The organism is Micromonospora haikouensis, from assembly GCF_000876225.1.
GTDB classification, from domain to species: Bacteria; Actinomycetota; Actinomycetes; order Mycobacteriales; family Micromonosporaceae; genus Micromonospora; species Micromonospora haikouensis.
In genome coordinates this window covers 1694648-1717624 of the sequence record NZ_JXSX01000001.1, presented here as the reverse complement: position 1 = coordinate 1717624, position 22977 = coordinate 1694648, and the positions used below count along the sequence as shown (strand labels likewise).

The following is a 22977-nucleotide window of genomic DNA, read 5'->3' as shown; positions in this document are numbered from 1 at the left end:
GTCCTGGTGCCCGACCAGGTATAGCCCGCAGTCAGTCGGCCGCGTCGCTTTGGGCAGCGGAGCCCCGTTCGAAGAGGCGCTGCCGTTCGGCTGCCACCACCGCTCGGACGAGTTCAGCCTCTGACAGGTCCACCGCCTCCGGGCTGGAATCGGCCATGTCGCTGACCCGGGCGAAGTCGTTGAAGATCCGCTTCTTCCCGGCCAGGAGTTCGGTGATCCGCTCGTCGACGCTGTCCTCGGTGAGCAGCCGGTGGACCTGCACCGACTGCACCTGCCCCATCCGGTGCGCACGGGCGATGGCCTGTGCCTCGGTGGTGGGCTTGAGCTGAGGTTCGCAGATGACGACGACGGATGCCGACTGGATGTTGAGCCCGACACCGCCGGCAACGATCTGGGCCACCAGGACGGCACCGTGCCTGGCGGCCGAGAACTGGTCGACCATCTGCTGGCGCTGCGCGGCTGGCACCGACCCGGTGAGTGGCCCGAAGACCGGGCCGGGCAACGACCGGGCGACCAGACTGAGCACCTCCCTGAAGTGGGAGAACACGATGACCCGACGCTCGTTCTCCTCCGCCTCGCGGACGATCTCGATAAGGCGCTGCAGTTTTGTGGACTGGGCTCCCTGGAGCATCGCCGCCTGGCGCATCTCCATGAAGTTGCCGCGCTCGACCGCACCGCGATACCGCGAACTGTCAGCCGCCGACAGGGGAAGCCACTCCTCGACCTCGATGAGCTCCGGGAGTTCGGTCAGCACGTCCTCCTGGTTCCGTCTCAGGTACGCCGGAGCGATCTGCCGGCGAAACGTCCGAGGCGACAGGTCGGTGGCGTCGACGGTGAGATCCGGTCGTACGTAGGAGGCCAGGTTGCGGAACTCGTCGACCTTGTTCTCCAGCGGCGTGCCGGTGAGCAGAATCGCCCTGTCCGCGCGCGTCACGAGTCGCCTCGTCCGCCTCGTCCGCTGTGCCTGCGGGTTCTTGATGTAGTGGGCCTCGTCGACGACGACGCACGCCAGGTCGCGGAGTTCCCCCAGCGCAGGCTCCCACCAGGCCAGTGTCTCGTAGGTCGTGACGGCGACACCGCCGTCGCGCATCCACGTGCGAGCCGCGCGGTCGCGTTCCGGCCCGTGGACCCGGCATACCTTCAGCTTCGACTTGTGGGAGACCTCGCGCATCCAGTTGGTCACCACAGCGGCCGGACAGATCACCAGGAAGTGCGTCTTGCCCCTGCTTTTCAGGTGTGCCAGCACCGCGATCGCCTCGACGGTCTTACCGAGGCCCATCTCGTCCCCGATGATGACCTTGCGCTGCACGAGGGCGAAGCGGGCAGCGAAGCTCTGGTACCCGCGCAGCGACGCCGTCAGATGCTCACCGTTGAGCGCCTGGTCGCGCACCGCCTGGATGATCTCTTCAGGAAGATCACCGTGCACCGCGTTCTCGTCCTCGGTGACGAACCCCAACTCGGCGAGCATGGCGAAGTAGTCGGCGGGCCGGGCGAGGAAGTCTTCCCACGGGTCCGCGCCGACGCTCGTGCGGCCGGATGCGGAAGACATGCCAAGCAACTCGGCTCGCCGCTTGACGGTCTGGATGCTCTCTGTCAGCCCTGCGACGGCAAGCTGCCTGATCGGGACGACGAGCAGGTGGGTGGTTTCGCTGCCGAGCGCTGCCCGCAGTGGCGCGAGTTCGGCAGCCCGTTCGAGGTCCGCAGCGGCTCCCCGGGTCTGGCGACACGCGTCCCAGTCGGCGAGGCGGCGCAGCAACTCGGTGGTTTCCGGACGGCGGCGGTTGATGTCGATGCGGACCGGCATCTCTTCGTACGTCGTCTGCCAGAGGGCCTGCGCCGCCCCGAGCATCCGCCGCGCGGACGTCTCCCCCACGCCCGGCAATGCCTGAAGCGACCGGCCGTGGCTCAGCACCTCCTGCACAGTGCTGATCCCCGCCTCGGTGAGCGCACCCAGTCGGAGACGATCACGGGTAGCTGTCTTCAACGCCTCCGTGGGCATTTCCTGAAGAACCCGTTGCACCTCGGCGCGTCTGACCTTCTCGCCTGCCGCCTGTGCCGCCGACCGGTATGCGGCCTCACCTGCGACGACCTTGGTGATGGCATCCAGCGCCTCCGGCAGGCCGCTGATGACCGACCGATCCAGGAGCTCGGGTGCCGGGCCGCGGTGTCCGGAGACGAGGCCGAAGCGCAGGGCGGGATCGAGCAGCGCCGGGAAACCGAGCCGGCGTGGGTCGACGGATGCGGTGAAGGCACCGAGCCGTTCCAGCCGACGGGGTCCATGGCCCCGGAGGACCGCCTCGTGGTGACGGCGCAGAAGCATGCCCGCCTGCTCCGCCGCGTGCTTCCTCTCCGCCCCGGTGAAGAAGCGACGCATGCCGAGCGCGGGGGCGACCTCGGCGATGAGGCGGGGGATGTCCGTGGCGAGGACGCGCAGCAACGCCTGTTCGCCGCTCGTCGGCACGGGGAGTGTGGCGCGTGCCCAGAGCCGCCCGACCACACCCGCGTCACTCGCCCGGAGTGCGAGCACCTGCCAGGCCGCCTGACCAGCCCGACCCACCATGACGCTGCGCGCCTGCAACGATCGCTCATCGTTGCTGGCCGCGTCCTGCACAGCCCGATGCCAGTTCTGTACTTCCTCGGCACGGTGACTCCACTGCCTGAAGTCGGCCGTGAGGCGACGAATCTCTTCGCGCTCCGTCTTGTTCATGCTCACCGCAGATATCGAGGGGTTTAGGGACGGTATCGTAGTGCACCCCTTACCCGAACGGGCTCTCCGAGGACCGCTGTCGGGAAGCTGACGCACGGCGTCTGTGGCATCTGCCGAGCTGTGCCGATTTCCCGGTCGTCAGTAGTGTCGGTGCTCGCCCGTAGGCTCTACGGGTTGTCGGTCTGGAGGTGACTGGTGCGGCTCGAGGATCTTTCGCCCGGCCTCCGGGTCAGCGGGGTGGTGCCCGGCGAGACAGTCTCGGTGCTCGCGGCGCAGTGGCACGGCCAGACTGCCGTCGAGCTGACCTACAAGACCCTCGACGGCAGTCTGCGCCAGCAGGTGCTCTTCCGGGCCGACGAGACCAAGCTGAGCCTCTCCGACGCGGGCAGCCGCCCGTTCGACGCCGACGCTCAGGACTTTCGGCTGGTCGCCGAGGCCCAGCGGATCTCCCTGGCCGGGTTGTTCGACCCGATGCTGGCGGTGGCCACCAGCGACGTGCGGCCGTTGCCTCACCAGATCCGTGCCGTCTACGGCGAGATGCTCGACCGCATGCCGCTGAGGTTCCTGCTGGCCGACGACCCCGGCGCCGGCAAGACGATCATGGCGGGCCTCTACATCAAGGAGCTCCTGCTCCGCGACGACGTGAAACGCTGCCTGATCGTGGCGCCCGGCGGGTTGGTCGACCAGTGGCAGGACGAGCTGTTCTTCAAATTCGGCCTGCGCTTCGACATCCTCTCCACGGCCATGGTTGACGCCGCCCTCGGGTCGAGCGTGTTCGAGCAGCATCCGCTGCTCATCGCGCGGATGGACCAGCTCGCGCGCAACGACGGCCTGGCCTCGCACCTCGACGACGCCGAATTCGACCTCGTCGTCGTCGACGAGGCGCACCGGATGGGCGCGCACTACTTCGGCGGCAAGGTCAACAAGACCCGGCGTTTCCAGCTCGGCGAGAGCCTGCGCGACCGCACGCGTCATCTGCTGCTGATGACAGCCACGCCGCACGCGGGCAAGGAGGAGGACTTCCAGCTCTTCCTCACCCTGCTCGAACGCGACGGCTTCGAGGGCAGGTTCAACGCCGGCGTCCACAACGCGGACACGAGCGGGCTGATGCGCCGCATGGTCAAGGAGGACCTGCTCACTTTCGAGGGCAAGCCGCTCTTCCCCGAACGCATCGCCCAAACCATCCCCTACGAACTGACCGCTGACGAGCAGGGCCTCTATGAGCGCGTGACTGAATACGTGCGCGAGGGGATGAACCGGGCCGAGCGGCTGGACGACAAGCGCCGTAACACGGTCGGCTTCGCATTGACGGTGCTCCAGCGACGCCTGGCCTCCAGCCCAGAGGCGATCCATCAGTCCCTGGTGCGCCGCGCCCAACGACTCAGGCGACGCCGAGACGACCTGCTCCACGGCCGGGGCGTCGGCGACGAGCCCACCCCGATCGATCCGCAGGACTGGGACGACGACGAGCACAGCGCCGAGGAAGTCGAGCAGCTCGAAGAGGAACTGCTCGACTCCGCAACGGCAGCCCGCACGATCGCCGAACTCAACACCGAGCTGGCCGAGCTCGACGAGCTCATCCGGGTCGCCCGCCGCGTCCGTGAGCTCGATACGGACCGCAAGTGGGTCGAGCTTCGCAAGATCCTGGTGGACAACGACCTCATCAATCCCGACGCCGACACACCACGCAAGCTGATCATCTTCACTGAGCACCGCGACACCCTCGACTATCTGGCCCGCAAGATCCGCTCGCTCTTCGGCAGGCCGGACACGGTGCAGGCCATCCACGGCGGGGTCCGCCGTGCCGACCGTCGGGCCGTCACCGAGGAGTTCACCAAGAACCCGGGCTGCCAGGTGCTCCTGGCTACCGACGCGGCCGGTGAGGGGCTCAACCTTCAGGCCGCCCACCTGATGGTCAACTACGACCTTCCGTGGAACCCCAACCGGATCGAGCAGCGCTTCGGCCGAATCCACCGGATCGGGCAGACGGAGGTGTGCCGGCTGTGGAATCTCGTGGCCGCCAACACCCGCGAGGGCGAGGTCTTCACCCGGTTGTTGCAGAAGGTCGAGGAGCAGCGCAAGGCCTATGGCGGCAAGGTCTTCGACGTCTTGGGCGCAGCCTTCGACGAAACGCCCCTGCGCGACCTGTTGATCAAAGCTATTCGTTACGGCGACCTCCCCGAGACCCGCGCCAAGATGGAGCAGGTCATCGACGCGTCGGTCGCCCACGGCCTCAAGGAACTCCTCGAGGAACGCGCGCTCACCCACGACGCCATGTCGGACGCCGACCTGGCCCAGGTGCAGCGGCTCATGGAGGAGGCCCGCGCCCGCCGGCTGCAACCCCACTACATCGAGTGGGCCTTCCGCCTCGCCTTCCAGCGCCTCGGCGGCCGGCTCGCCAGGCGCGAGCGTGGCCGCTACGAGATCACCCATGTTCCGGCTGCCGTACGTGCCGTCACCAGGCACGGGCCGGTGGCCACCCGCTACGAACGGGTCACGTTCGAGCTCGACTGCATCGAGGTGGCCGACAAGCCCCGCGCCGACCTGCTCGCCCCCGGCCATCCCCTCCACGACGCCGTAGCCGAACTCACCATCACCCAGCTCCGGCCGGTTCTCGATCGGGGCACCGTCCTCGTCTCCCCGGAGATCGAGGAGCCGGCCCTCCTGGTAGGCGTGGTCGAGGAGGTGGTCGACGGCACCGGGGAGTCGATCTCCCGCCGTTTCGGCTACGCCTACGTCGACGCCACCGGCCAGGTCAGGCCAGCCGGACCTGCGCCGTACCTCGACTGCGTGGCCGCCCCGCGAACCCCGGCTGTCGCCGCTGCACTGAAGCTGCCATGGCTTGGTGAGGCCGAGGCCCGGGCCCGCACCTGGATCATCGGGCACCAGCTCAAGGACTATCTGGCCGAGGTCTCGCCCCGCCGCCTCGCCGAGATCGAGCGCACCCGGGCACGGGTCGACCAGCGCTTGGCGCACGAGTCGAACCGGCTGACCGGGGAGGCGATCGCCGCCCAGGAGAAGGAGCAAGCCGGCACGAAGCCGAAGGAGAGCTCCGACAGCCTGATACGCAAGGCGCAGGAGCTCCAGGTCCGCCGGCAGGCCCGGCTGGCGTTGCTCGACCAGCAGGCTCAGTTGGTGACCAAGCCGCCGCGCATCATGACGGCCGCGCTCGTGCTGCCGTTGTCGATGGTCGACGCCGAGATCCCCGCCGAGGCGCCGATCCATGCCAAGGAAACCAAGGCCGTCGAGCGGCGCGGCGTCGAGCTGGTGCTCGCCGCCGAGCGCGCGCTCGGCCGGGAGCCGCGCGAACAGGCATTCAACAACCCGGGGTACGACATCCTGTCCATCCCCACCGACGGCAGCGCCTCGATCCGCATCGAGGTCAAGGCCCGCATCGAGGGTGCTGAGGACTTCTACGTCACCCACAACGAGGTCGTCACCGGCAAGAACGCCGTCCCCCACTACCGGCTCGCACTGGTCACCGTCAGCAAGGCCGGCCCCGAGCACGACCAGGTTCGGTACGTCGCCGACCCCTTCGCGGGCGTCAGCTTCGGCGACCTCGCCGCGACCGGCATCCGGGCCAGCTGGACCAAGGCCTGGGCCGCCGGCTCGGCACCTTTCTGAGTTATAAAGCTAGGGGACACCTCAGTTCGGCGAGGTCTAGTTGTCAGGGCGTCTCGGACTGCAAGGTGGCGACCAGGGATCGACGGGCACCTCGTATACGAGCCGGTAGCGGTCACCGGGAAAGACGATGTCGGCGGTCTCCACTGCGGTCTGCCCGGCGTAGTAGGTGCGCTCGACCGCGATCACCCACATGCCGCCGCGCCGGTCGAGTCCGAGGGCCTCCGCCTCTTCGGGCATCGCCGGCCGAGTGGTGACCTCTTCCACGAACCTGTCGATGGCCACGCCGATGAAGTCCATGCGGGCAACCACACCGATGACCGGACCTTGCTCCGGGTACTCGACCTGCGTGCCGCCGGTGATGGCCAGCGGCTCGTACGAGTAGGCGAGCTGGATGGGGACCCCGTCAGCCAGGTAGCGGTACCTGGTGAACATGACCGGCTCGTCGGGCTGTATGCCGAGCCGCTCTGCGGTCTGCGGTGCTGCCGGGATCCTCTCGCTGTGCGCCTCCCAGCTCGGCCGCCTGTCTGCGGCTTCGCTGTCCCGGGCGAACGGCGAAGTGCTGCCGATGCGCTTGCGCATGTCCCGAGAGTGGGCACGACGCACGAGCTGTGTCCGGTCGCGAACGTAGTTGCCCGACCCGCGCCGCCCCTCGATGAGTCCTTCGCTGCGGAGCAGCGTGAGGGCGTGCTTGACGATCGTGGTGGAGAAGCCCCAGCGCTGCTGGAGTTCCTTCTCGGTGGGGAGCTTGTCGCCGGGGGCCAGCTCGCCAGAGAGGATCCGCCTACGCAGGTCGTCAACGACTCGCAGGTAGTTGGGCGGTTCCTTGCCGGCCATGGATGACCCCTTGGATTTGCCGCACCGGCTTGCGTCAAGACGACCACGGCAATGATTCAGTTACGCGCGGATACCGTCGACCTTGAGGCTGTCAGTGAAGGTCGCCCACGCAACCGGGTCGAAGCTCAGCACGGCGGCCGCAGGGAACTTCGAGTCACGCACGTCGATCTGAGCACCCCGGTCGCGCACCTCGACGCACTGGCCATTGTTCCCGGATCGGGTCGACTTGCGCCAGAGGTCACGCCTCATGCCTGATCAGCTCCTTGACGAACTTGACGGACTCGGCCGGCGAGCGTGCCAGCGTCTTCAAATTGTCGTACGCGTCAGTCAGCCGCGCCAGGTCGCGAGCCGATTCGAGGAACAGTTCACCGGCCAGGGTCTCGACGTAGCCCAATGGTGGCTCGTCCTGCTCGAAGGCGAGCAGGGCGAAACCGCTGCTGACCGCCAGGTGGGCGCCGGCCTCGAAGCGTAGGACCTGGATGGTCACGTTGGGCAGGCGGCTCAACGTGACCAGTTGGTCAAGCTGCTCGCGTAGGACCTCCGGGCCACCGACCTCCGTGCGCACCGCCGCCTCGGACAGGATGGCGTGCAGCCGAAGCGGCGCGGGCTCGCGATGCAACACCTTCTGCCGGGTCATCCGGGCGGCGACGCGTTGGCTGATGGTGTCCTTGTCGGACTCCCGGCCGATCATGTTGACCTCGCGGGCATAGCGCTCGGTCTGCAACAGCCCCGGCACCAACATAGGCTCGAAGTTCTTCAGCTCGGCGGCCTCTTCCTCGTAGGCGATGTACGTCGCGTACCGGCCGCCGAGGCGCTGCCACCATCCTTCCTCGCGCAGGTCGCGGGCCTGTTCGAGCAGGGACGTGGCGGGCTCCTCGTCGATTCTCATGCCGTACGCGACCAGCAGCTCCATGACGTCGCCCGCACGGGGCTTGATCTCGCCGGACTCGATCCGGCTGATCCGTGACGACGAGCAGCGGACGAGCTTCGCCGCGTCCTCACCGGTCAGACCTTTGGCGTCGCGGAGTTTGCGCAGCTCCCGGCCGAGGCGGCGGGAGCGCGGTGTCGCTGGCGTGAATCGAGGCATGTCGCGATTCTGCCTCAGACCCGTCCACTCGTGTGCCCCGAGTCCGATGCTAATCGGAGATTGACGCAGAACAAGGACTTGCCTTGCATCACTTGATGCGCAACCCTGGACACATTACGCCCACGGATCGCTCCGCAGCGTGAGGTTCGCGGAGCAGGTCAAGCTGCACGGCCGAGGGCGGCGCGGCAACGCCCGTTTTCCCGCCCTGCCAGAGGTGAGAGTGATCGTGATGTCCGAAGTTGTGTCGATCGTGTTCGGCGGGTTGGTGCCGGGGTTCCTGCTCGGGCTGCTGGCCTTCCGGGTCAAGTCGCGGTGGTGTCCGCGCTGCGGGGAGTCCACGTTGGCCATGCCGCCGACGGAGCGGGAGCGGTGACCCGGCCTACACGGCGCACCGGCGACGAGCCGCCGATCGGGCGGCGGGTGGCGGAGCTGCGCGTCAGCCGGGGCATGAGCCAGCAGGTCTTCGCCGACCGGATCGGCAGGTCGAAGAGCTGGGTGGACAAGGTCGAGCGCGGCGTCCGTACCCTCGATCGGTTCTCGGTGATCGAGACGGTGGCCGCAACCCTCGGGGTCGCCCCGGCCGTCCTGCTCGGCGGCAGGGCCCAGCGGGGTTCGGCCGCCGGCACCGACACCGGCAGCGCCGTGGAGCGGGTGCGCGAGGCGTTGGCGCGCTACGACGTACCAAGAATCGGTGGCGACGGCCCGCCGGCGTCGTCGCCGCGCCAGCCTGCCGACCAGATCGGGTACGCCTGGACGGCGTACCGCAACGGCCACCACGCCCAGGTGTTGCGGATGCTGCCCGACCTGCTCGCCGACGCCCGCGCGGCTGGCGACGCGTCCGCCGCCGACCTGCCGGTGCGGGTCTATCGGCTCGCCGCCCAGGTGCTGGTCAAGCTCGGCAAGGCCGACCTGGCGTGGCTGGCGGCCGACCGGGCGATGAGCGGGGCCGCCGACGATCCACGGCTGGCCGGCCTGGCAGCGGTCTCCGTCTCCCAGGCGCTCCGGGCGCTACGTCAGGGCAAGCTGGCGATGGGTGCCGCCGCGGCCGCCGTGCACCGCCTCGACCTCGTACGGTCCCGGGCGTTCCTGCCGGAGGAGCCCGCGCTGACAGGAACCCTGCTGACCGAGGCCGCTCTCGCCGCCGCCTCGTGCGGGGCCGTCGCCGCCGCTGCCGAGTTCACCGAGCGGGCGGCCCAGCTCGCCGCCAGCCACGGCGAGCGGCATCACGACGACCACGACGGCATCGGGTTCGGCCCCACCACCGTCGAACTCACCCGCGCACTGACCGCCATGCGCCTCGGCGACCACCATCTGGCCGTCGCCGCCCACCGGCGAGCCACCGGCGACGACGCATGGCGTCTGCTCCCCGCCGAGCATCGGGCCGCCCACCTCGTCGACATCACCCGCGCCCACCTCGACCTCGGCGACCATCATGCCGCCGGCCGCGCCCTTGTCACCGCCGACGGCATCGCCCCGGCCGAGACCCGCCTTCGCCCCGCCGCCCACGCCGCGCTGACCGCCGTGCTCCGCGCCGGCCCCACCGCCGCCGACGTGGCCCGCCTCGCCGCCACCGTCGGCCTGACCCGCAGGTGACCGATCTTCCCGTTCGACGTCGGCCATCTGAAATGAGGGCGGCCTCGGTCACGCGCCTTCACGCACAGGCCGTCGCTGCCTCTGGGCAGGCAGCCGCTGCATCAACTCCTGCCCCAGCGGCCACGACTGGTCCTGGTCGAGGATGGACTGAGCCAGGCAGGCCAGGCCGAGGGCAAGGGGCCATGACGCCGATCCTCTGATCTCTTCCGGCAGCATGGCCAACGGCTTCCTCGGGTTCCATCTCGTGATCGGTGCCAGGTCGACGGCCAGCACCTCGGTGACGTAGGGGCGCTCGACGAGCCGGACAGCCCGATCGAGCACCTCGTCGCTGGTGAGTTGGAGCAGGGTGACCACGCAGAATTCCGGCATGGCACCCCGGCTGACCCACCGACCGTGCCCCACGATCGCGCTGACCTCGATGTCCTGCTCGCTGATGTGGCATTCCTCCCGCAACTCCCGCTCCGCACCGCGGCGGACGATGTCTCCGAGCGTCAGCCCGGTGCCTTCCTGTGGCACGTCGCGGGGTTCAAGAGCGCCAGAGCCGGACGGGGCGATGAGGCCAGGGCTGCCCACATTGTCCTTGGCCTGGGCCACGAGGATCAGTTGGCCGTCCGCCGTGAAGGCCAGCGAGGACACGCCGACAGTGAGCCCTTTCCAACCTGATCTTGCAGGTCAGGCTGGTAGCTCTGGGCCGCCGATCGATGAGGGCGAGGCTCCAGGTAAGACAGCAAATCGACCAAAACCCGATGCCCCGACCGGGAGCCTCGCCTGTGCTGTCTTACCCGTCCACGATCTCGTTGTCCAGCCGGACCCTAAACCACCTGGCCGATCGCATCCGAAGCCACCGCCACCAGCGCCGATCCAGGTGGCGGCGCCTCGACGCGGGACGGCAGGCACTTCTCGCCCTGGCTCATCTGCGCAACGGCGACACCTACACCCGCCTCGCTGCCGGATTCACCGTCGGCGTGAGCACCGCATGGCGGTATGTCCAGGAAGCGATAGCCCTGCTCGCGACGGCCGCCGATGACCTGGCCACCGCCATGCACCGGATCCGCCGACTGGCGTACGCGATCCTGGACGGCACCCTGATCCCGATCGACCGGGTCGCCGACCAGAAGCCGTACTACTCCGGGAAACACAAGCGCCACGGCGTGAACGTGCAGGTCATCGCGGATGCCGCCGGCCGCCTCGTCTGGGCTTCACCGGCGCTGCCCGGCTCGGTCCATGATCTGACCGCCGCCCGCACCCACGGCATCATCGAGGCGCTGACCAGCGCGAACGTGATGACCTTCGCCGACAAGGGCTACCAGGGTGCTCGCGGCAGCGTGCGTACCCCGTTCAAACGGCACCGCTTTCGGCCGAAGCTGTCACGCCGGCAGAAGGCCGTCAACCGGGCACACGCGAAGATCCGCGCCCGTGGCGAACGCGCGATCGCCACCCTCAAGACCTGGAAGGTCCTGGCCAAGCTGCGCTGCTGCCCACGGCGATCGACTCCGATCGTGCAGGCCATCCTCGTTCTGCACCACGTCGAAGCCAACCGCTACGCAGGATGAAAAGGGCTCAGTGTTGGCGAGTCGGCTGCGCCGAAAGGTCAGCAGTTTCCCACCCTGGTCGAGGATCAACTCCCTTCCCCGCAGAAGCGGCAGCTTCCTACCCGTTCCCCATACGTCGAACGGAGCCATCAGGTTGCTGCAAAAGAAGTCGAAATAGCGGCCGGGCCTCAGCTTGACAGCCGCGTCCTCGTCACCGGATGGCACATCGGAGGCCAGGCCGATAATGTCACCGTTGTACATGGCAGCGACGCGGGCACGACGCGCAAGAAAGTCGAACGACCAGATCCTGAGCTCGCGAGGGAGGCGATATGGCGAGGTTTCAAGCTCGGCCCTGACGGGCTGGTCGCGGAGCCGCGCGCACTCTTTCGCCATGACCACGCCGACGTCGTGTGCGCTTTTGACGATGGTCCCCAGACTGCTGAGTTGACTCGACAGGTCGCTGTAGTCGTCGCCGTCCCGCGACTGGAACCGCACCAACCGGGCCCGGCGACGATTGGCACGGATTTCCAGCACGGAAACGAAACAGCCGGCAGTTGCCGCCAGCACGCTGATCGCAACAGGAGGGTTGTGGATCGCGGTGGCGGCCCCGAAGGAGGTCAGCGCAATTCCCGCAGTGGTGACCCGATAGCGCCACAGACTTCTACGCCAGATGCTCATCGTCGTCACGACTTTCCTCGCAATTCCCAGCATCCGCGCCTCTCCCTGGTGCGCCCTGACAGCGGCAGCCGCATTGTAGCTACGCGACGAAAGCACCTCTGGGGCCACGAAGTCCGCTTGAGGAGAGTGGAATGCATTTGTCATGGTTGATAGCAATTCGGGGACACCAACGTTGGTACGTCGCTCTGCTAACGCCGAAAAGGTGCCGGTGGTGACGTGCGGGCGAAACAGCAGGCAGGAGGCTCCACGCGGAGCCCACAGCCGACCGCCGCCCGCAGGTAGGACCGCCCCGCCTCCGGCAACGCCGTGCGTCGACCCTCACCATCGACGGCCACTACCGCCTACCGCCCCCTGCCCCGCGATCTTGCAGTTGCGGCCCCGACAAAAGGAACAACACGCCCTATCGTGGGGCCGCAACCGCAAGATCGTGGGTGGGGCTGGGAGATCTTGGAGCGAAATGGCCCCTCCAGGGGCCGAAATCTTCCAAGATCTGCCGAATCCTCGTCTTCAACCCCGCCAGTTACACCTCACGGGGCGTGGTCGACGCGGCGCGCTGCCGCGTCCGGTGTTCGCGTACCTTGCGTCGGTTGCCGCACTCGGCCATCTGGCACCACACCCCCGTCCGGTTGCGGGCGTGGTCGTAGAAGACCCACCGGCAGTCCTCGGCCGGGCACATCTTCAGCCGACCCCAGGTGCCGTCGAGCGCGGCGACGGCCACCACGCCGAGCAGCCCGGCCAGCACCGCGTCGATGCCGGCACGCTCGGGGACGAACTGCGGCGTCGCGGCGTCGGCGAACCGCAGGTGTACGGGCAGCCGCGCGGCGACGCGGTTGAGCCGCTCCAGAGCCGCCGGGGCGGGGGCAGCAACCCGGGGGGCGGAGGGCCCGAGGGGGACAACAGCGGCGGCCCCGGTGCCGGCGATGGTGTCGCGCAGCGCCTCGCGCAACTCCACCGCCGCCCGCCGGTCCGCCTCGGTCAGCGCGGGCGGCACGCCCGGCCGGGTTGACCCACCAGGCCGGGGCGACCCAGCAGGGAGAGCGGCAAGTGACGAAGCGGCGGCGAGCCAGCCGGCCAGCCCTTCGACCGTGTCGAGCTCGTCGACGCCGCGCTCCAGATCGAGCGTGTTGACGAAGGACCGGACGACCTCCAGCCGGCCGGGTGCCTCCTGGCGCTTCACGGTCCCACCTCCCACATCGTCCCATCCCACACGTCGGTAACCACTCAAGAAGTTTAGAGGTTACAGTCGGCATCGCACCGGGTACCACCGTCCGCAACCGGACCGACACGCACGACGACCACGCCGAGGTGACTCCATGACGGCATCCGCCGACCTGAACCCCTCGTCCGCCGACGAGCGGGACGCCCATCCCGACGAGCGGGAAGCCCACCGCGAGGAGCGGGACGCCCGCCCTGACCCCGACGAGGAAGCGCCCGACCCCGGCGCGCGACGGCTCGGGCTGCTCGCCGTGTGCGTCGCCACCGCGCTGTGGGGCTTCGGCGGCACCGTCGCCAGCGACCTGTTCGACTCCGGGCTGCGCCCCGCCGAGCTGGTCGCCGCCCGTACCCTGATCAGCCTCGCCGGGCTCGGCCTGCTGCTCGCCCTGGCCCGCCGCCGTCCCGGCACGCCGAGGCGCACGGAGCCGATCGACTGGCCGCTGGTCGTCGCGTTCGGCCTGGCGATCGCCGTGGCCAACGCGTGCCTGTTCCTGGCCATCAGCCACCTGCCGGTCGCGGTCGCCATGGTGTTGCAGAATCTCGCCCCGGCGTTCGTGGTGGGGTGGCTGGTGGTGCTCGGCCGGTGCCGGCTCGGCGTCGCGATCGCCCTGGGGCTGGTCGTCGCCCTCGCCGGGGTGGCCCTGGTGGTGGAGCTGCCCACCACGCCGCTGGGCGAGGTGAACCTCCTCGGGGTCGGCTTCGGCATCGCCACCGCCGTCGGCGTGGCCGCCTTCTCGGTGCTGGGCAGCCGGGCCACCCGCAGGTACGGCGCGCTGCGCGCCAACACGTACGCGTTCGCCGTGTCCAGTGTAGCCTGGCTGCTCTACTTCGCGCCGCAGGGCGTGCCGGAGATCGTCGGGCGGCACGACCTGCTGCCCGGGGTGCTCTTCGTCGCGATCCTGGGCACCCTCGCCCCCTTCGTGCTCTTCTCCTGGGGCACGGCCCGGGTCGGCCCGCACGCGGGGGCGGTGAACATCTGCCTGGAGCCGGTGTTCAGCGCGGTCCTCGCCTGGACCTGGCTCGGCCAGTCGCTCAACGCCGTCCAGATCGCGGGTGGCCTGCTGGTCATCGGCGCGGTGGTCCACCTGCAGCGGCTCCGGGTCGGCTGAGGAGGCCGGTTACGCGCCACCGGCCGCCGCCGCTTCGCGCCACTGCGGCGGCAAGTACCCACTGTTAGCCTGAGTGGACACTCGGCGACGGTCAGGGGAAGGTCGTGCAGCTACGGGTCCTTGGGCCAATCGAGATCACCCACGAAGACCGCCGGCTCGACATTCCCGGGCTCCGCGCCCGCACGGTCCTCGCCATCCTCGCCGCCAACCGGGGTCGGGCGGTCCAGGTGGAGGATCTGATCGACACGGTGTGGGACGGCCATCCCCCGTCCACGGCCCGTTCCCAGATCCAGATCTGCGTGTCGCAGCTCCGCCGCCTGCTGGGCGAGGTCGGCCGCAAGGACGCCCTGGAGACCCGCTTCGGCGGCTACCTGCTGCGGCTGGCCCCCACGGAGCTGGACGCGGGGCGGTTCGAGCTGCTCGTCGCCGAGAGCCGGCACCTCGGCGGCGAGGGCCAGGTGGCCGAGGCGGTCGCCCGGCTGCGGGCCGCCGACGCGCTCTGGTACGGCGCGACCCTGGCCGGCGTGCCCGGCGAGCCGGTCGAGGCGTGGCGGCGGGGGCTCGACGAGCGGCGCGGCGCGGCCGTCGAGGAGCGGATCCGGCTGGAGCTGACGCTCGGCCGCCACGACGAGCTGGTGGGCGAGCTGGAGGCGCTGATCGCCCGGCATCCGCTGCGGGAACGGCTGCACGCCCACCTCATGCTCGCGCTCTACCGGGCCGACCGGCAGGCCGACGCGCTGAAGGCGTACCGACGGGCGCGGGCGCTGTTCGTGGAGGAGCTCGGCATGGAGCCGAGCGCGGAGCTGGGCCGGCTGGAGCGGGCCATCCTGTCCCGCGCGCCCCAGCTCGACCTTCCGGCGACGCCCGCCGCGTCCCCGGTCACGCCGCCCGTCGCCGCCACGGGGCCCGCGTCGCCGGGTGCGCACGGTCCGGACGTTCCACACCAGCTGCCGGGGGACCTGGCGGACTTCACGGGCCGGCAGAAGCTCGTCGGCGAGATCCGCGACCTGCTGACCGCCGAGGCCGACCCGGGGCACCGGGGGTTCGCCCCGCTCGCGGTGATCACGGGCCCGGGCGGGGCGGGCAAGACCAGCCTGGCCGTGCACGTGGCGCATTCGCTGGTGGACCGGTTCCCCGACGGCCAGCTCTACGCCAACCTCGGCGGGCCGTCGCCCAGCCCGGAGCGCCCAGCGGAGGTGTTGGACCGCTTCCTGCGGGCGCTGGGCGTGGCCGGTCCGGCGATCCCCGACAACCTGACCGAGCGGATCGGGTTGTACCGCAGTCGGCTCGCCGGGCGGCGGGTGCTGATCCTGCTGGACAATGCCGCCGACGAGACGCAGGTCGCGCCGCTGCTGCCGAACACGGACGGCTGCGCGGTCATCGTGACCAGCCGGGCCCGGCTCGGCACCCTCGCCGGCTCGCACGAGGTCGACGTGGATGCCCTGACGCCGGAGCAGAGCGTGGCCCTGTTGCACCAGATCGTGGGCGACCGGATCGCCGCCGAGCCCGTGCAGGCCGACGAGCTGGCGCGGCTGTGCGGGTGGCTGCCGCTGGCGCTGCGCATCGCCGGTGCCCGCCTGGCCTCGCGGCCGCACTGGCGGGTGAGCCGCCTGGTGGACCGGCTGCGGGACCAGTCGCAGCTCCTCGACGAGCTGGTCCACCGCGACCTGTGCATCCGCACCACCATCGGGTTGAGCTACCACAGCCTGCCGGAGCGGTCCCGGCGGCTGCTGCGGCGGCTGGCGCTGCTCGACTGCGAGGACTTCCCGCTGTGGGTGACCGCGCCGCTGCTCGACGAGCCGCCGTCGGTGCTGGAGGACCTGCTGGAGCAGCTGGTCGACGTGCGGCTGCTGGAGGCGCACGGCCACCCGCAGAGCGGCTCGACCCGCTACCGGCTGCACGACCTCGTCCGGGTCTTCGCCCGCGAGCGCCTCCTGGCCGAGGAGCCGGCCGGGGAGCGCGAGACGCTGGTGCGGCACGTGCTCGGCGCCTGGCTCGCCGTGGCCGAGGAGGCACACCGCCGGGAGTACGGGGGCGACTTCACCATCGTGCACGGCGCTGCCGCCCGCTGGCCGGTGCCCCGTACGGTCACCGACGGGCTGCTCGGGCGGCCGATGGACTGGCTGGAGCTGGAGCGGCGCAACCTGGTCTCCGCCGTGCGGCAGGCCGACGCCCTCGGCCTCGACGAGCTGTGCTGGGATCTCGCGTTCACCCTGGTGACGCTCTTCGAGGCCCGCAGCTACTTCGACGAGTGGGCGGAGACCGCCGACATCGCCCTGTCGGCGACGCGGCGCAGCGGCAATCGGCGCGGTGAGGGGATAACGCTGCACTCCCTCGGCGCGATGCACATGTTCCTGCGGGACCCGGGGCAGGCCGAGCGGATGTTCACCGCCGCGCTGCGGATCCTGCGTCCCCTCGGCGAGCGGCACGGGGTGGCGCTGGTGGAACGCAACCTCGCCTACCTCAACCGGCTGCGCGGCGACGACCGGGCGGCCCTGCGCGGGTACGAGGCGGCGCTGGCCGGGCTGGGCTCGGTCGGTGACCTGGTGGGCCGGGCGCACGTGCTGGTGAGCATCGCGGGGATCCGGCTGGAGCAGGGCGATCCGGCCGCCGCCCAGGCCCTGTTGGGCGAGGCGCTCACCATCTGCCGGGACGCGGGGGCCCGGCGGGTCGAGGCGCAGGTGCTGCACCGGCTCGGGGAGCTGTATCTGCGCTCCGGCGAGCTGCGCCGCGCCGAGGAGTCGTTCCAGGGCACGCTCGACATCGTGCGGGCCGCCTCCGACCGCACGGGTGAGGCGTACGCCCTGCACGGTCTCGGTGTCGTGTACGGCCGCGACGGGCGGCTCGCGAAGGCGCGGGCGATGCTGACCCGGGCCCGGCAGATCGCCGGTCAGGTCGTCGAGCGGGTGGTGGAGGCGCAGGCCCTGTACGAGCTGTCCCAGTTGCCCGACCGGGACCGGGCGGAGGCGGCGGACCAGCTTCGCCGGGCGGCGGACATCTTCGGGGAGTTGCAGGCGCGGGTGTGGCACGCCCGCGCGCTGCGCGCCCTCGCGGACGTGTCCGGGTAGGCGCGGGGCGGGGCCGCCCTGTCCCACCGGCGGCCCCGCCCCGCGCCCACCGCACGGGCCCGCCCGTCTCACCGGGCGGGCCCGTGCGGTCTCACCGCCGTGGTTGGTGGGCGGGCGGCGCTCCCCAGCCGGTCTCGTCCATCGGTGCGACGGTGTGCCCGGCCGGGGCGCCCCAGCCGGTCTCCGGCACCAGGTCGGGCGTCGAGGCGGTGCCGTGACCGGCGGGCACCGCGACGGCGAGGACGGCGGCAGTCGTCGCCAGCAGCAGGCGGATCATCGGTTACCTCCACGGGGATGGGTGCGGATCGCGTCTGTCACCTGTGTCCCCGGCCGGCTATCGAAGTCCTATCCCCGGGCTAACCGATCTGCGGGCCGCGCCGCCCGCCCGCCGGATAGCCGGGCCATAGCCGACCGAAGGGCAGCCGGGGATTTCCTCCGACGTCAGCCGCCACCGCCGACGTGGCGAACGGAGCCGGAGTCGAGGAGACCGCAGTGACGATCATGCAAGAGAGCACCACGATGGAGACGGTCGCGGACGGTTCGGCCGCCCGTCAGGTGGACGCCGTGCTGCCGCCGGCCGGCAGCCTCGCCGGGCTGGACCACGTGCAGGCGCTGACCGCGGTGGCGCTGGAGACCCTGCGGGAGGTGACCCTGGACCGGCCCGGCCCGGTGACCGCCGGTGGTCCGGCGGCGGTGCGGGAGGCCGCCCGGCGTTCCCTCGGCGGGCCGCTGCTGCCGGCGGAGCCGGGCTATCCCCTGGAGACGTTCCGCCGGTTCGTGCGCGACTACGCCACCTGGTCGGTCGACGTCAGCCACCCGGCCGCGGTGGCCCGCATGCAGTGCCCGCCCACCCCGGTCGCCGCCGCCGCCGAGCTGGTGGTGGGCATCCTGAACCAGTCCCTGCACGCCTGGGAGAGCGGCCCGTACGCCCTCGAACTGGAGCGCTACGTCATCCGCGAGCTGGGCGAGCTGGTCGGCTACGGACCGGACGCGGGCGGCACCATCACCGCGGGCGGCAGCATCTCCAACCTGATGGCCGTGCTGGCGGCCCGCGACCGGGTGCTGGCGCAGCGGTGCGGGTGGCGGCCCTTCGCGCAGGGCCTCACGGGGCTCGACAAGCGGCCGGTGGTGCTGGCCACCGACGCCACCCACTTCTCCATCGGCCGGGCGGTGGGCATCGTCGGCCTGGGCGAGGACATGATCGTCCGGGTGCCGTCCGACGAGCTGGGGCGGCTCCTGCCGGACGAGCTGGAGCGCACGCTGGCGGGCCTGCCGGAGGACGTGGTCCCGGTGGCGGCGATCGCCTGCGTCGGCGCCACCGACCAGGGCTGGGTCGACGACGTGGCGGCGCTGGCGGAGGTGACCCGCCGGCACGGCGTGTGGCTGCACGCCGACGCCGCGTACGGTGGCGGGGCCCTGTTCTCCCCCCGGCTGCGCCCCCGGCTGGAGGGCATCGCCGAGGCCGACTCGGTGACGCTCGACCTGCACAAGTTCGGCTGGACGTCAGCGACTTCCGGCATCTTCCTGGTGCGCGACGCGAGCGTCATGACGCCGCTGGCGCAGCAGACCACCACGCTGAACGCCGACGACGACGCCGAGGCCGGCTTCATCGGCCTGTACGGCAACTCGGTGCAGGCGACCCGCCGCGCGGAGGCCTTCAAGATCGCCGTCACGATGAACGCGCTGGGCCGCGACGGGATGGCCGCGATGGTGGACGGCTGCCACGACCTCGCCCTCCACGCCGCCGACCGGGTCGAGGCGGAGCCGGCCCTGGAGCTGGCCGCCCGGCCGTCCATGAGCACGGTGCTGCTGCGCTACCGCCACGACGGCGACGCCGACGCCTTCAACGGCGAGCTGCGGCGGCAGCTCATGACCCGGGGCGTCACGCTGCTGGCCCGCACCCGGGTGCGCCGGCCCGACGGGTCGTCCCCGGTCTTCCTCAAGCTGATGCTGCTCAACCCGGCCACGACCACCGCCGAACTTGACCGCGTCATCGACGACATCCTCGCCACCGCCGCCGACCTGGAGCGGTCGGTGCGGGCGAGCCGCTAGCGCGGCGGGCCCTCCCGCCGCCTTCGAGCAGAGAGAAACAGGGGAGACATGACTACCATCGACGCCTCTGCGCGGCCCGCCGACCCGGACGGTGCCGTCGTCCCCGCGCCGCGCCGCACCGTCGCCACGCAACCGCACGGGCCCGCCGGCGCCGCGCCGCACCGCACCGCACCCGCCGAACCGCACCAGCCGACCGTCACCGCGCCCCGCCGCCCCGGAACCCGGGCCGGCGGGCCGGCGGGGGCCGACCAGCGGCCCGGCCGGCTGACGGTCGCCGAGCGGGACACCCGCGACTCGGCCGACAACAGCGTCCGCGACTCGATGCGGCGGTTGCCCGGCTTCGCCCAGCTCCCGCTGACCTTCCTCACCGGCCGGCCGCACACGGGGCAGCGTCCGCTGCGGCTGACCCCGACCGTCCACCTGGTCACCGCGACCGTGTCCGTCGCCGCCGGCCTGGCGGCCACCGGGGTCGGTTTGGCCCTGTCGGGCTGGTGGCTCGCGCTGCTCCTGCCCGGCTGGGCGAGCACCCTGCACGGCGCGCGCAACCTGCGCATGATGGTGTTCCACCAGTGCGCCCACCGCAACATGTGGGCCCGCAAACGCCCGGACCAGATCCTCGGCAAGATCGTCGCCGGGGTGCTGATGGTGCAGCACTTCGAGCGCTACAGCGCCGAGCACGTGGCCGACCACCACGCGCTGCACCACATGACGCTGCGCGACCCGACCGTGCAGGCGTTCCTGGTCAGCCTGCGGCTGCGCCCCGGGATGACCCGCCGGCAGATGTGGCGGCGGGTGCTGGGCCGGCTCGCCTCGCCGGTGTTCCACGCCCGGTTCCTCTGGGCCCGGATCCGCTCCTACAGCCACGCCGCCAGCCGCACCGAGCGGGCCGTCACCGCCACGGGGTACGCCACCGTCGCCGCGCTCGCCACGGTCGCCCACGCCTGGCCCCTGGTGCTGGTCGGCTGGGTGCTGCCGATGACCGTGTTCTTCCAGATCAGCAACACCCTGCGGCTCTGCGTCAAGCACACGTTCCCGGCCCCCTGGCAGACCCAGCGCCGCGGCAAGGGGTACTTCGCGAGCCTCACCAACGCCATCTTCATCGGCGAGCCCGCCCCGGCGAGCTCCCTGCGGGGCGGGGCCGCGGTGCGCGCCTGGGCCCGCTGGTGGACCCGGATGCTGCTGGTCCACTTCCCCTCCCGCTACCTGGTGCTCACCGGCGACACCGTCTGCCACGACTTCCACCACCGCCGCCCGATGAGCCGGGACTGGGCCAACTACATCTTCGCCCGGCAGGCCGACATCGACGGCGGGCACCGGGGCTGGCCCCCGTACCGGGAGATCTGGGGCCTGATCCCCGCGATCAACCTGGTCCTCGACTCCCTGGCCGAGGCCGACCCGGACGAGTTCGACCCGCAGCGCCTCGCGGAGACCAGCGACCGCGAACTGTTCGCCGCCTTCGACGACTGACCGGCCACGCGGCGGGGCCGGCGCGGCCCCGCCGCCCACCACCCACGACACGAGGGCCCGACGGCCCGGACGGGAGCATCATGGACACCACGCGACACCTCGTCATCCTCGGCGTGGCGGGCAGCGACGCGCACGCCGTGGCCAACCACCTGATCGCGATGCACCTGCGCGAGCACGGCTTCGACGTGGTCAACCTCGGCGTCTGCACGCCGCTGACCGAGTTCGCCGACGCCGTCGACGCGCACCCCGAGGCGGAGGCGGTCATCATCGGCAGCCTCAACGGGCACGCGCACGCGGACCTGCGGGACCTGCCGGCCCTGCGGGCCGCCGGGCGGCTCGCCCGCCCGGTGATCCTCGGCGGGAACCTCTCGGTCGGCAGCCACAAGGCCGACGACGTGCACGACCGGCTGCGGGCCCTCGGAGTCGACCACATCCTGGAGAACCCCTACGAGCTGCCGCTGGTGCTGGACCTGCTGCGCGCGTCCGCGCCCGGCGCGACCCGGCGCGCGAAGAAGCGCAACGCCCGGTCCAGGGCCGGCGTGCGGGCGGCCCACCCGCAGGGCACCGGCACGCGCGCGACCGGCCAGCGGGAGTCCCGGACGGCGGTGGGCAGCCGTGGCTGACTGGGCCGACCTGCACCTGGCGGACGCCACCGCCGACGGCCTGCCGTCCTGGGCGGAGACCGTGGCACACCTGCGCGACAGCGGGGCACCGACCGCCGTGGCGGCGCTGCGGGCGGCCCGGCGCGCCGGCCGACCGATCGTGCAGCCCCGCTGCGGCGTCGGGTCGCACGACGCCATGATCGAGCTGCTGCGTTCGCTCGCGCCCGCCGGTCCGGGCATGCTGACCGTGACGATCGACTCGTTCACCCGGCTGCGGCAGTTCGACCACGCCGCCCGGGTGCTGCGGGAGAACCCCGCCGACCTCAACGGCTATCCCCTGGTGACGCACGGCTGGCAACGCGGCCGGGAGCTGGTCGCCACCGTCGACGTGCCGCTGGAGATCCGGCACGGCTCGCCCGACCCCCGGGACCTGTTCGCGGTGTCGCTCGCCGCCGGCTTCACCTCCTTCGAGGGCGGCGGGATCGGCTACAACATCCCGTACTGCAAGGACGTCCCGCTGGCCACGTCGCTGGAGTGCTGGCGGCAGGTCGACGCGGTCTGCGGCCGGCTCGCCGAGGCGGGCGTGCTCGTCGACCGGGAGCTGTTCGGCACCCTCACCGCCGTGCTGGTGCCGCCGTCGATCAGCCTCGCCGTCACCCTGCTGGAGGCCCGCGCCGCCGTTGCGCAAGGGGTGCGCTGCCTGTCCATCGCCTACCCGCAGGGCGGGGAGGTGCACCAGGACGTCGCCGCCCTGCGGTCGATCCGCGAGCTGGCCGCGCGGTACCTGCCGGCGGACGTCGAGGTCTACCCGGTGCTGCACGAGTTCATGGGCGTCTTCCCGCGCGACCGCCGGGCCGCCGACGCGCTCGTCCTCTACGGCGGCCTGGTCGCCCGGCTCGGCGGCGCCGACAAGGTGATCAACAAGACCAACCAGGAGGCGTACGGGATCCCGGACGCCGCCGCCAACGCCACCGGCATCCACACCGCCCTGCTCGGCGGCTCCGCGCTGCTCGACTTCGTCCGCCTCGACGAGGACCGGGTGCGAGAGGAGATGCACTGGCTGCAGCGCGAGGTCGCCGAGCTGGTCGATCCGGTGCTCGACGGCGACGACCTGGCCGGCGCGATCGTGGCGGCGTTCGACGCCGGCCGGCTCGACGTGCCGTTCAGCGCCAGCGTCCACGCGCGGTCCGAGGTCGTCCCCGGCCGGGACCACACCGGGGCGATCCGCTACCGGGGGGCAGGCAACCTGCCCTTCTCCGCCGAGGTGCGGCGGCACAACGCCGACCTGCTGCGCCACGGGGCGGGCGACCCCGGCCGGTTCATCGAGACGGTCAGCGCCGACATCGACTACTTCCTGCACCACGAGCGGGCGTTCCCGGTGCCGGCCTGAGCGCCCCGACCGTCGACTG

The 22977-nt window shown here is 71.3% G+C and carries 17 protein-coding genes; 10 read left to right on the top strand and 7 right to left on the bottom strand.

Annotation, left to right across the window (positions count from 1 at the left end):
* Nucleotides 1–31: 31 nt before the first annotated feature.
* On the bottom strand, nucleotides 32–2707 hold the full coding sequence (locus tag TK50_RS07665) for a DEAD/DEAH box helicase (protein ID WP_043964058.1): 2676 nt from the start codon (nucleotides 2705–2707) through the stop codon (nucleotides 32–34).
* A 195-nt stretch (nucleotides 2708–2902) separates the two neighbouring features.
* Between TK50_RS07665 and TK50_RS07660 the strand changes: the two genes are divergently transcribed.
* Complete coding sequence (locus TK50_RS07660) at nucleotides 2903–6331, top strand: helicase-related protein (RefSeq protein WP_043962095.1); 3429 nt, start codon at nucleotides 2903–2905, stop codon at nucleotides 6329–6331.
* Nucleotides 6332–6367: 36 nt separating this feature from the next.
* Here TK50_RS07660 and TK50_RS07655 read toward each other — a convergent pair whose 3' ends face one another.
* Genes TK50_RS07655 through TK50_RS07645 form a run of 3 tightly spaced genes read right to left on the bottom strand, consistent with a single transcriptional unit; the run spans nucleotide 6368 to nucleotide 8252 of the window.
* A complete protein-coding gene (locus TK50_RS07655; RefSeq protein ID WP_043962094.1) occupies nucleotides 6368–7165 on the bottom strand; it encodes a GntR family transcriptional regulator in 798 nt (265 codons plus the stop codon).
* Nucleotides 7166–7225: 60 nt separating this feature from the next.
* A complete protein-coding gene (locus tag TK50_RS07650; protein WP_043962093.1) occupies nucleotides 7226–7414 on the bottom strand; it encodes a DUF397 domain-containing protein in 189 nt (62 codons plus the stop codon).
* Nucleotides 7404–8252 carry a DUF5753 domain-containing protein gene (locus tag TK50_RS07645; protein ID WP_043962092.1) on the bottom strand — a complete coding sequence of 283 codons (849 nt, stop codon included), beginning with the start codon at nucleotides 8250–8252 and terminating at the stop codon, nucleotides 7404–7406. Before TK50_RS07645 ends, TK50_RS07650 begins: the two co-directional genes overlap by 11 nt.
* Nucleotides 8253–8481: 229 nt before the next feature.
* On the opposite strand from TK50_RS07645, the gene TK50_RS34360 reads away from it, so the two are divergent.
* Nucleotides 8482–8625 carry a hypothetical protein gene (locus tag TK50_RS34360; RefSeq protein ID WP_199485977.1) on the top strand — a complete coding sequence of 48 codons (144 nt, stop codon included), beginning with the start codon at nucleotides 8482–8484 and terminating at the stop codon, nucleotides 8623–8625.
* Entirely contained in the window at nucleotides 8622–9845 is a 1224-nt protein-coding gene (locus TK50_RS07635) for a helix-turn-helix domain-containing protein (RefSeq protein ID WP_241773950.1), read from the top strand. The genes TK50_RS34360 and TK50_RS07635 overlap by 4 nt, the downstream gene beginning before the upstream one ends.
* Before the next feature lie 48 nt (nucleotides 9846–9893).
* Here the strand turns inward: TK50_RS07635 and TK50_RS07630 are convergent, their stop codons facing one another.
* Entirely contained in the window at nucleotides 9894–10481 is a 588-nt protein-coding gene (locus TK50_RS07630; protein ID WP_052503651.1) for a hypothetical protein, read from the bottom strand.
* A 134-nt stretch (nucleotides 10482–10615) separates the two neighbouring features.
* Between TK50_RS07630 and TK50_RS07625 the strand changes: the two genes are divergently transcribed.
* Nucleotides 10616–11398: an IS5/IS1182 family transposase gene (locus tag TK50_RS07625; protein ID WP_043962090.1), complete on the top strand. Its 783-nt coding sequence runs from the start codon at nucleotides 10616–10618 to the stop codon at nucleotides 11396–11398.
* 1177 nt (nucleotides 11399–12575) lie between these two features.
* On the opposite strand, the gene TK50_RS07620 is transcribed toward TK50_RS07625, so the two are convergent.
* Nucleotides 12576–13232: a CGNR zinc finger domain-containing protein gene (locus TK50_RS07620; RefSeq protein WP_043962089.1), complete on the bottom strand. Its 657-nt coding sequence runs from the start codon at nucleotides 13230–13232 to the stop codon at nucleotides 12576–12578.
* A gap of 136 nt (nucleotides 13233–13368) precedes the next feature.
* Here TK50_RS07620 and TK50_RS07615 point away from each other — a divergent pair, with 136 nt between their 5' ends.
* A complete protein-coding gene (locus TK50_RS07615; RefSeq protein WP_043962088.1) occupies nucleotides 13369–14379 on the top strand; it encodes an EamA family transporter in 1011 nt (336 codons plus the stop codon).
* A 104-nt stretch (nucleotides 14380–14483) separates the two neighbouring features.
* Nucleotides 14484–17447 (top strand): AfsR/SARP family transcriptional regulator, encoded by a 2964-nt coding sequence (locus TK50_RS07610; RefSeq protein WP_043962087.1) that lies wholly within the window; start codon nucleotides 14484–14486, stop codon nucleotides 17445–17447.
* Nucleotides 17448–17538: 91 nt separating this feature from the next.
* Here the strand turns inward: TK50_RS07610 and TK50_RS07605 are convergent, their stop codons facing one another.
* The gene (locus TK50_RS07605; protein WP_043962086.1) at nucleotides 17539–17724 is read right to left on the bottom strand and encodes a hypothetical protein; all 186 of its coding nucleotides are present in this window, start codon (nucleotides 17722–17724) and stop codon (nucleotides 17539–17541) included.
* A gap of 224 nt (nucleotides 17725–17948) precedes the next feature.
* Between TK50_RS07605 and TK50_RS07600 the strand changes: the two genes are divergently transcribed.
* From TK50_RS07600 to TK50_RS07585, 4 genes are all read left to right on the top strand, one after another.
* Nucleotides 17949–19499 carry a pyridoxal phosphate-dependent decarboxylase family protein gene (locus tag TK50_RS07600; RefSeq protein WP_241774019.1) on the top strand — a complete coding sequence of 517 codons (1551 nt, stop codon included), beginning with the start codon at nucleotides 17949–17951 and terminating at the stop codon, nucleotides 19497–19499.
* Nucleotides 19500–19547: 48 nt separating this feature from the next.
* Nucleotides 19548–20966: a fatty acid desaturase gene (locus tag TK50_RS07595; protein WP_241773949.1), complete on the top strand. Its 1419-nt coding sequence runs from the start codon at nucleotides 19548–19550 to the stop codon at nucleotides 20964–20966.
* 80 nt (nucleotides 20967–21046) lie between these two features.
* Nucleotides 21047–21589: a cobalamin-dependent protein gene (locus TK50_RS07590; protein WP_063838556.1), complete on the top strand. Its 543-nt coding sequence runs from the start codon at nucleotides 21047–21049 to the stop codon at nucleotides 21587–21589.
* Nucleotides 21582–22958, top strand: coding sequence for a methylaspartate mutase (locus TK50_RS07585; protein ID WP_043962085.1), 1377 nt, complete (start codon nucleotides 21582–21584; stop codon nucleotides 22956–22958). The genes TK50_RS07590 and TK50_RS07585 overlap by 8 nt, the downstream gene beginning before the upstream one ends.
* Nucleotides 22959–22977: the final 19 nt, after the last annotated feature.

What these genes read in the sequence shown, in the direction of transcription:
- TK50_RS07600 (WP_241774019.1), top strand. Translation starts at nt 17,949, where the DNA reads ATGCAAGAGAGCACCACGATGGAGACGGTCGCGGACGGTTCGGCCGCC.
- TK50_RS07665 (WP_043964058.1), bottom strand. Translation starts at nt 2,707, where the DNA reads ATGAACAAGACGGAGCGCGAAGAGATTCGTCGCCTCACGGCCGACTTC.
- TK50_RS07605 (WP_043962086.1), bottom strand. Translation starts at nt 17,724, where the DNA reads ATGATCCGCCTGCTGCTGGCGACGACTGCCGCCGTCCTCGCCGTCGCG.
- TK50_RS07595 (WP_241773949.1), top strand. Translation starts at nt 19,548, where the DNA reads ATGACTACCATCGACGCCTCTGCGCGGCCCGCCGACCCGGACGGTGCC.
- TK50_RS07645 (WP_043962092.1), bottom strand. Translation starts at nt 8,252, where the DNA reads ATGCCTCGATTCACGCCAGCGACACCGCGCTCCCGCCGCCTCGGCCGG.
- TK50_RS34360 (WP_199485977.1), top strand. Translation starts at nt 8,482, where the DNA reads ATGTCCGAAGTTGTGTCGATCGTGTTCGGCGGGTTGGTGCCGGGGTTC.
- TK50_RS07655 (WP_043962094.1), bottom strand. Translation starts at nt 7,165, where the DNA reads ATGGCCGGCAAGGAACCGCCCAACTACCTGCGAGTCGTTGACGACCTG.
- TK50_RS07590 (WP_063838556.1), top strand. Translation starts at nt 21,047, where the DNA reads ATGGACACCACGCGACACCTCGTCATCCTCGGCGTGGCGGGCAGCGAC.
- TK50_RS07650 (WP_043962093.1), bottom strand. Translation starts at nt 7,414, where the DNA reads ATGAGGCGTGACCTCTGGCGCAAGTCGACCCGATCCGGGAACAATGGC.
- TK50_RS07615 (WP_043962088.1), top strand. Translation starts at nt 13,369, where the DNA reads ATGACGGCATCCGCCGACCTGAACCCCTCGTCCGCCGACGAGCGGGAC.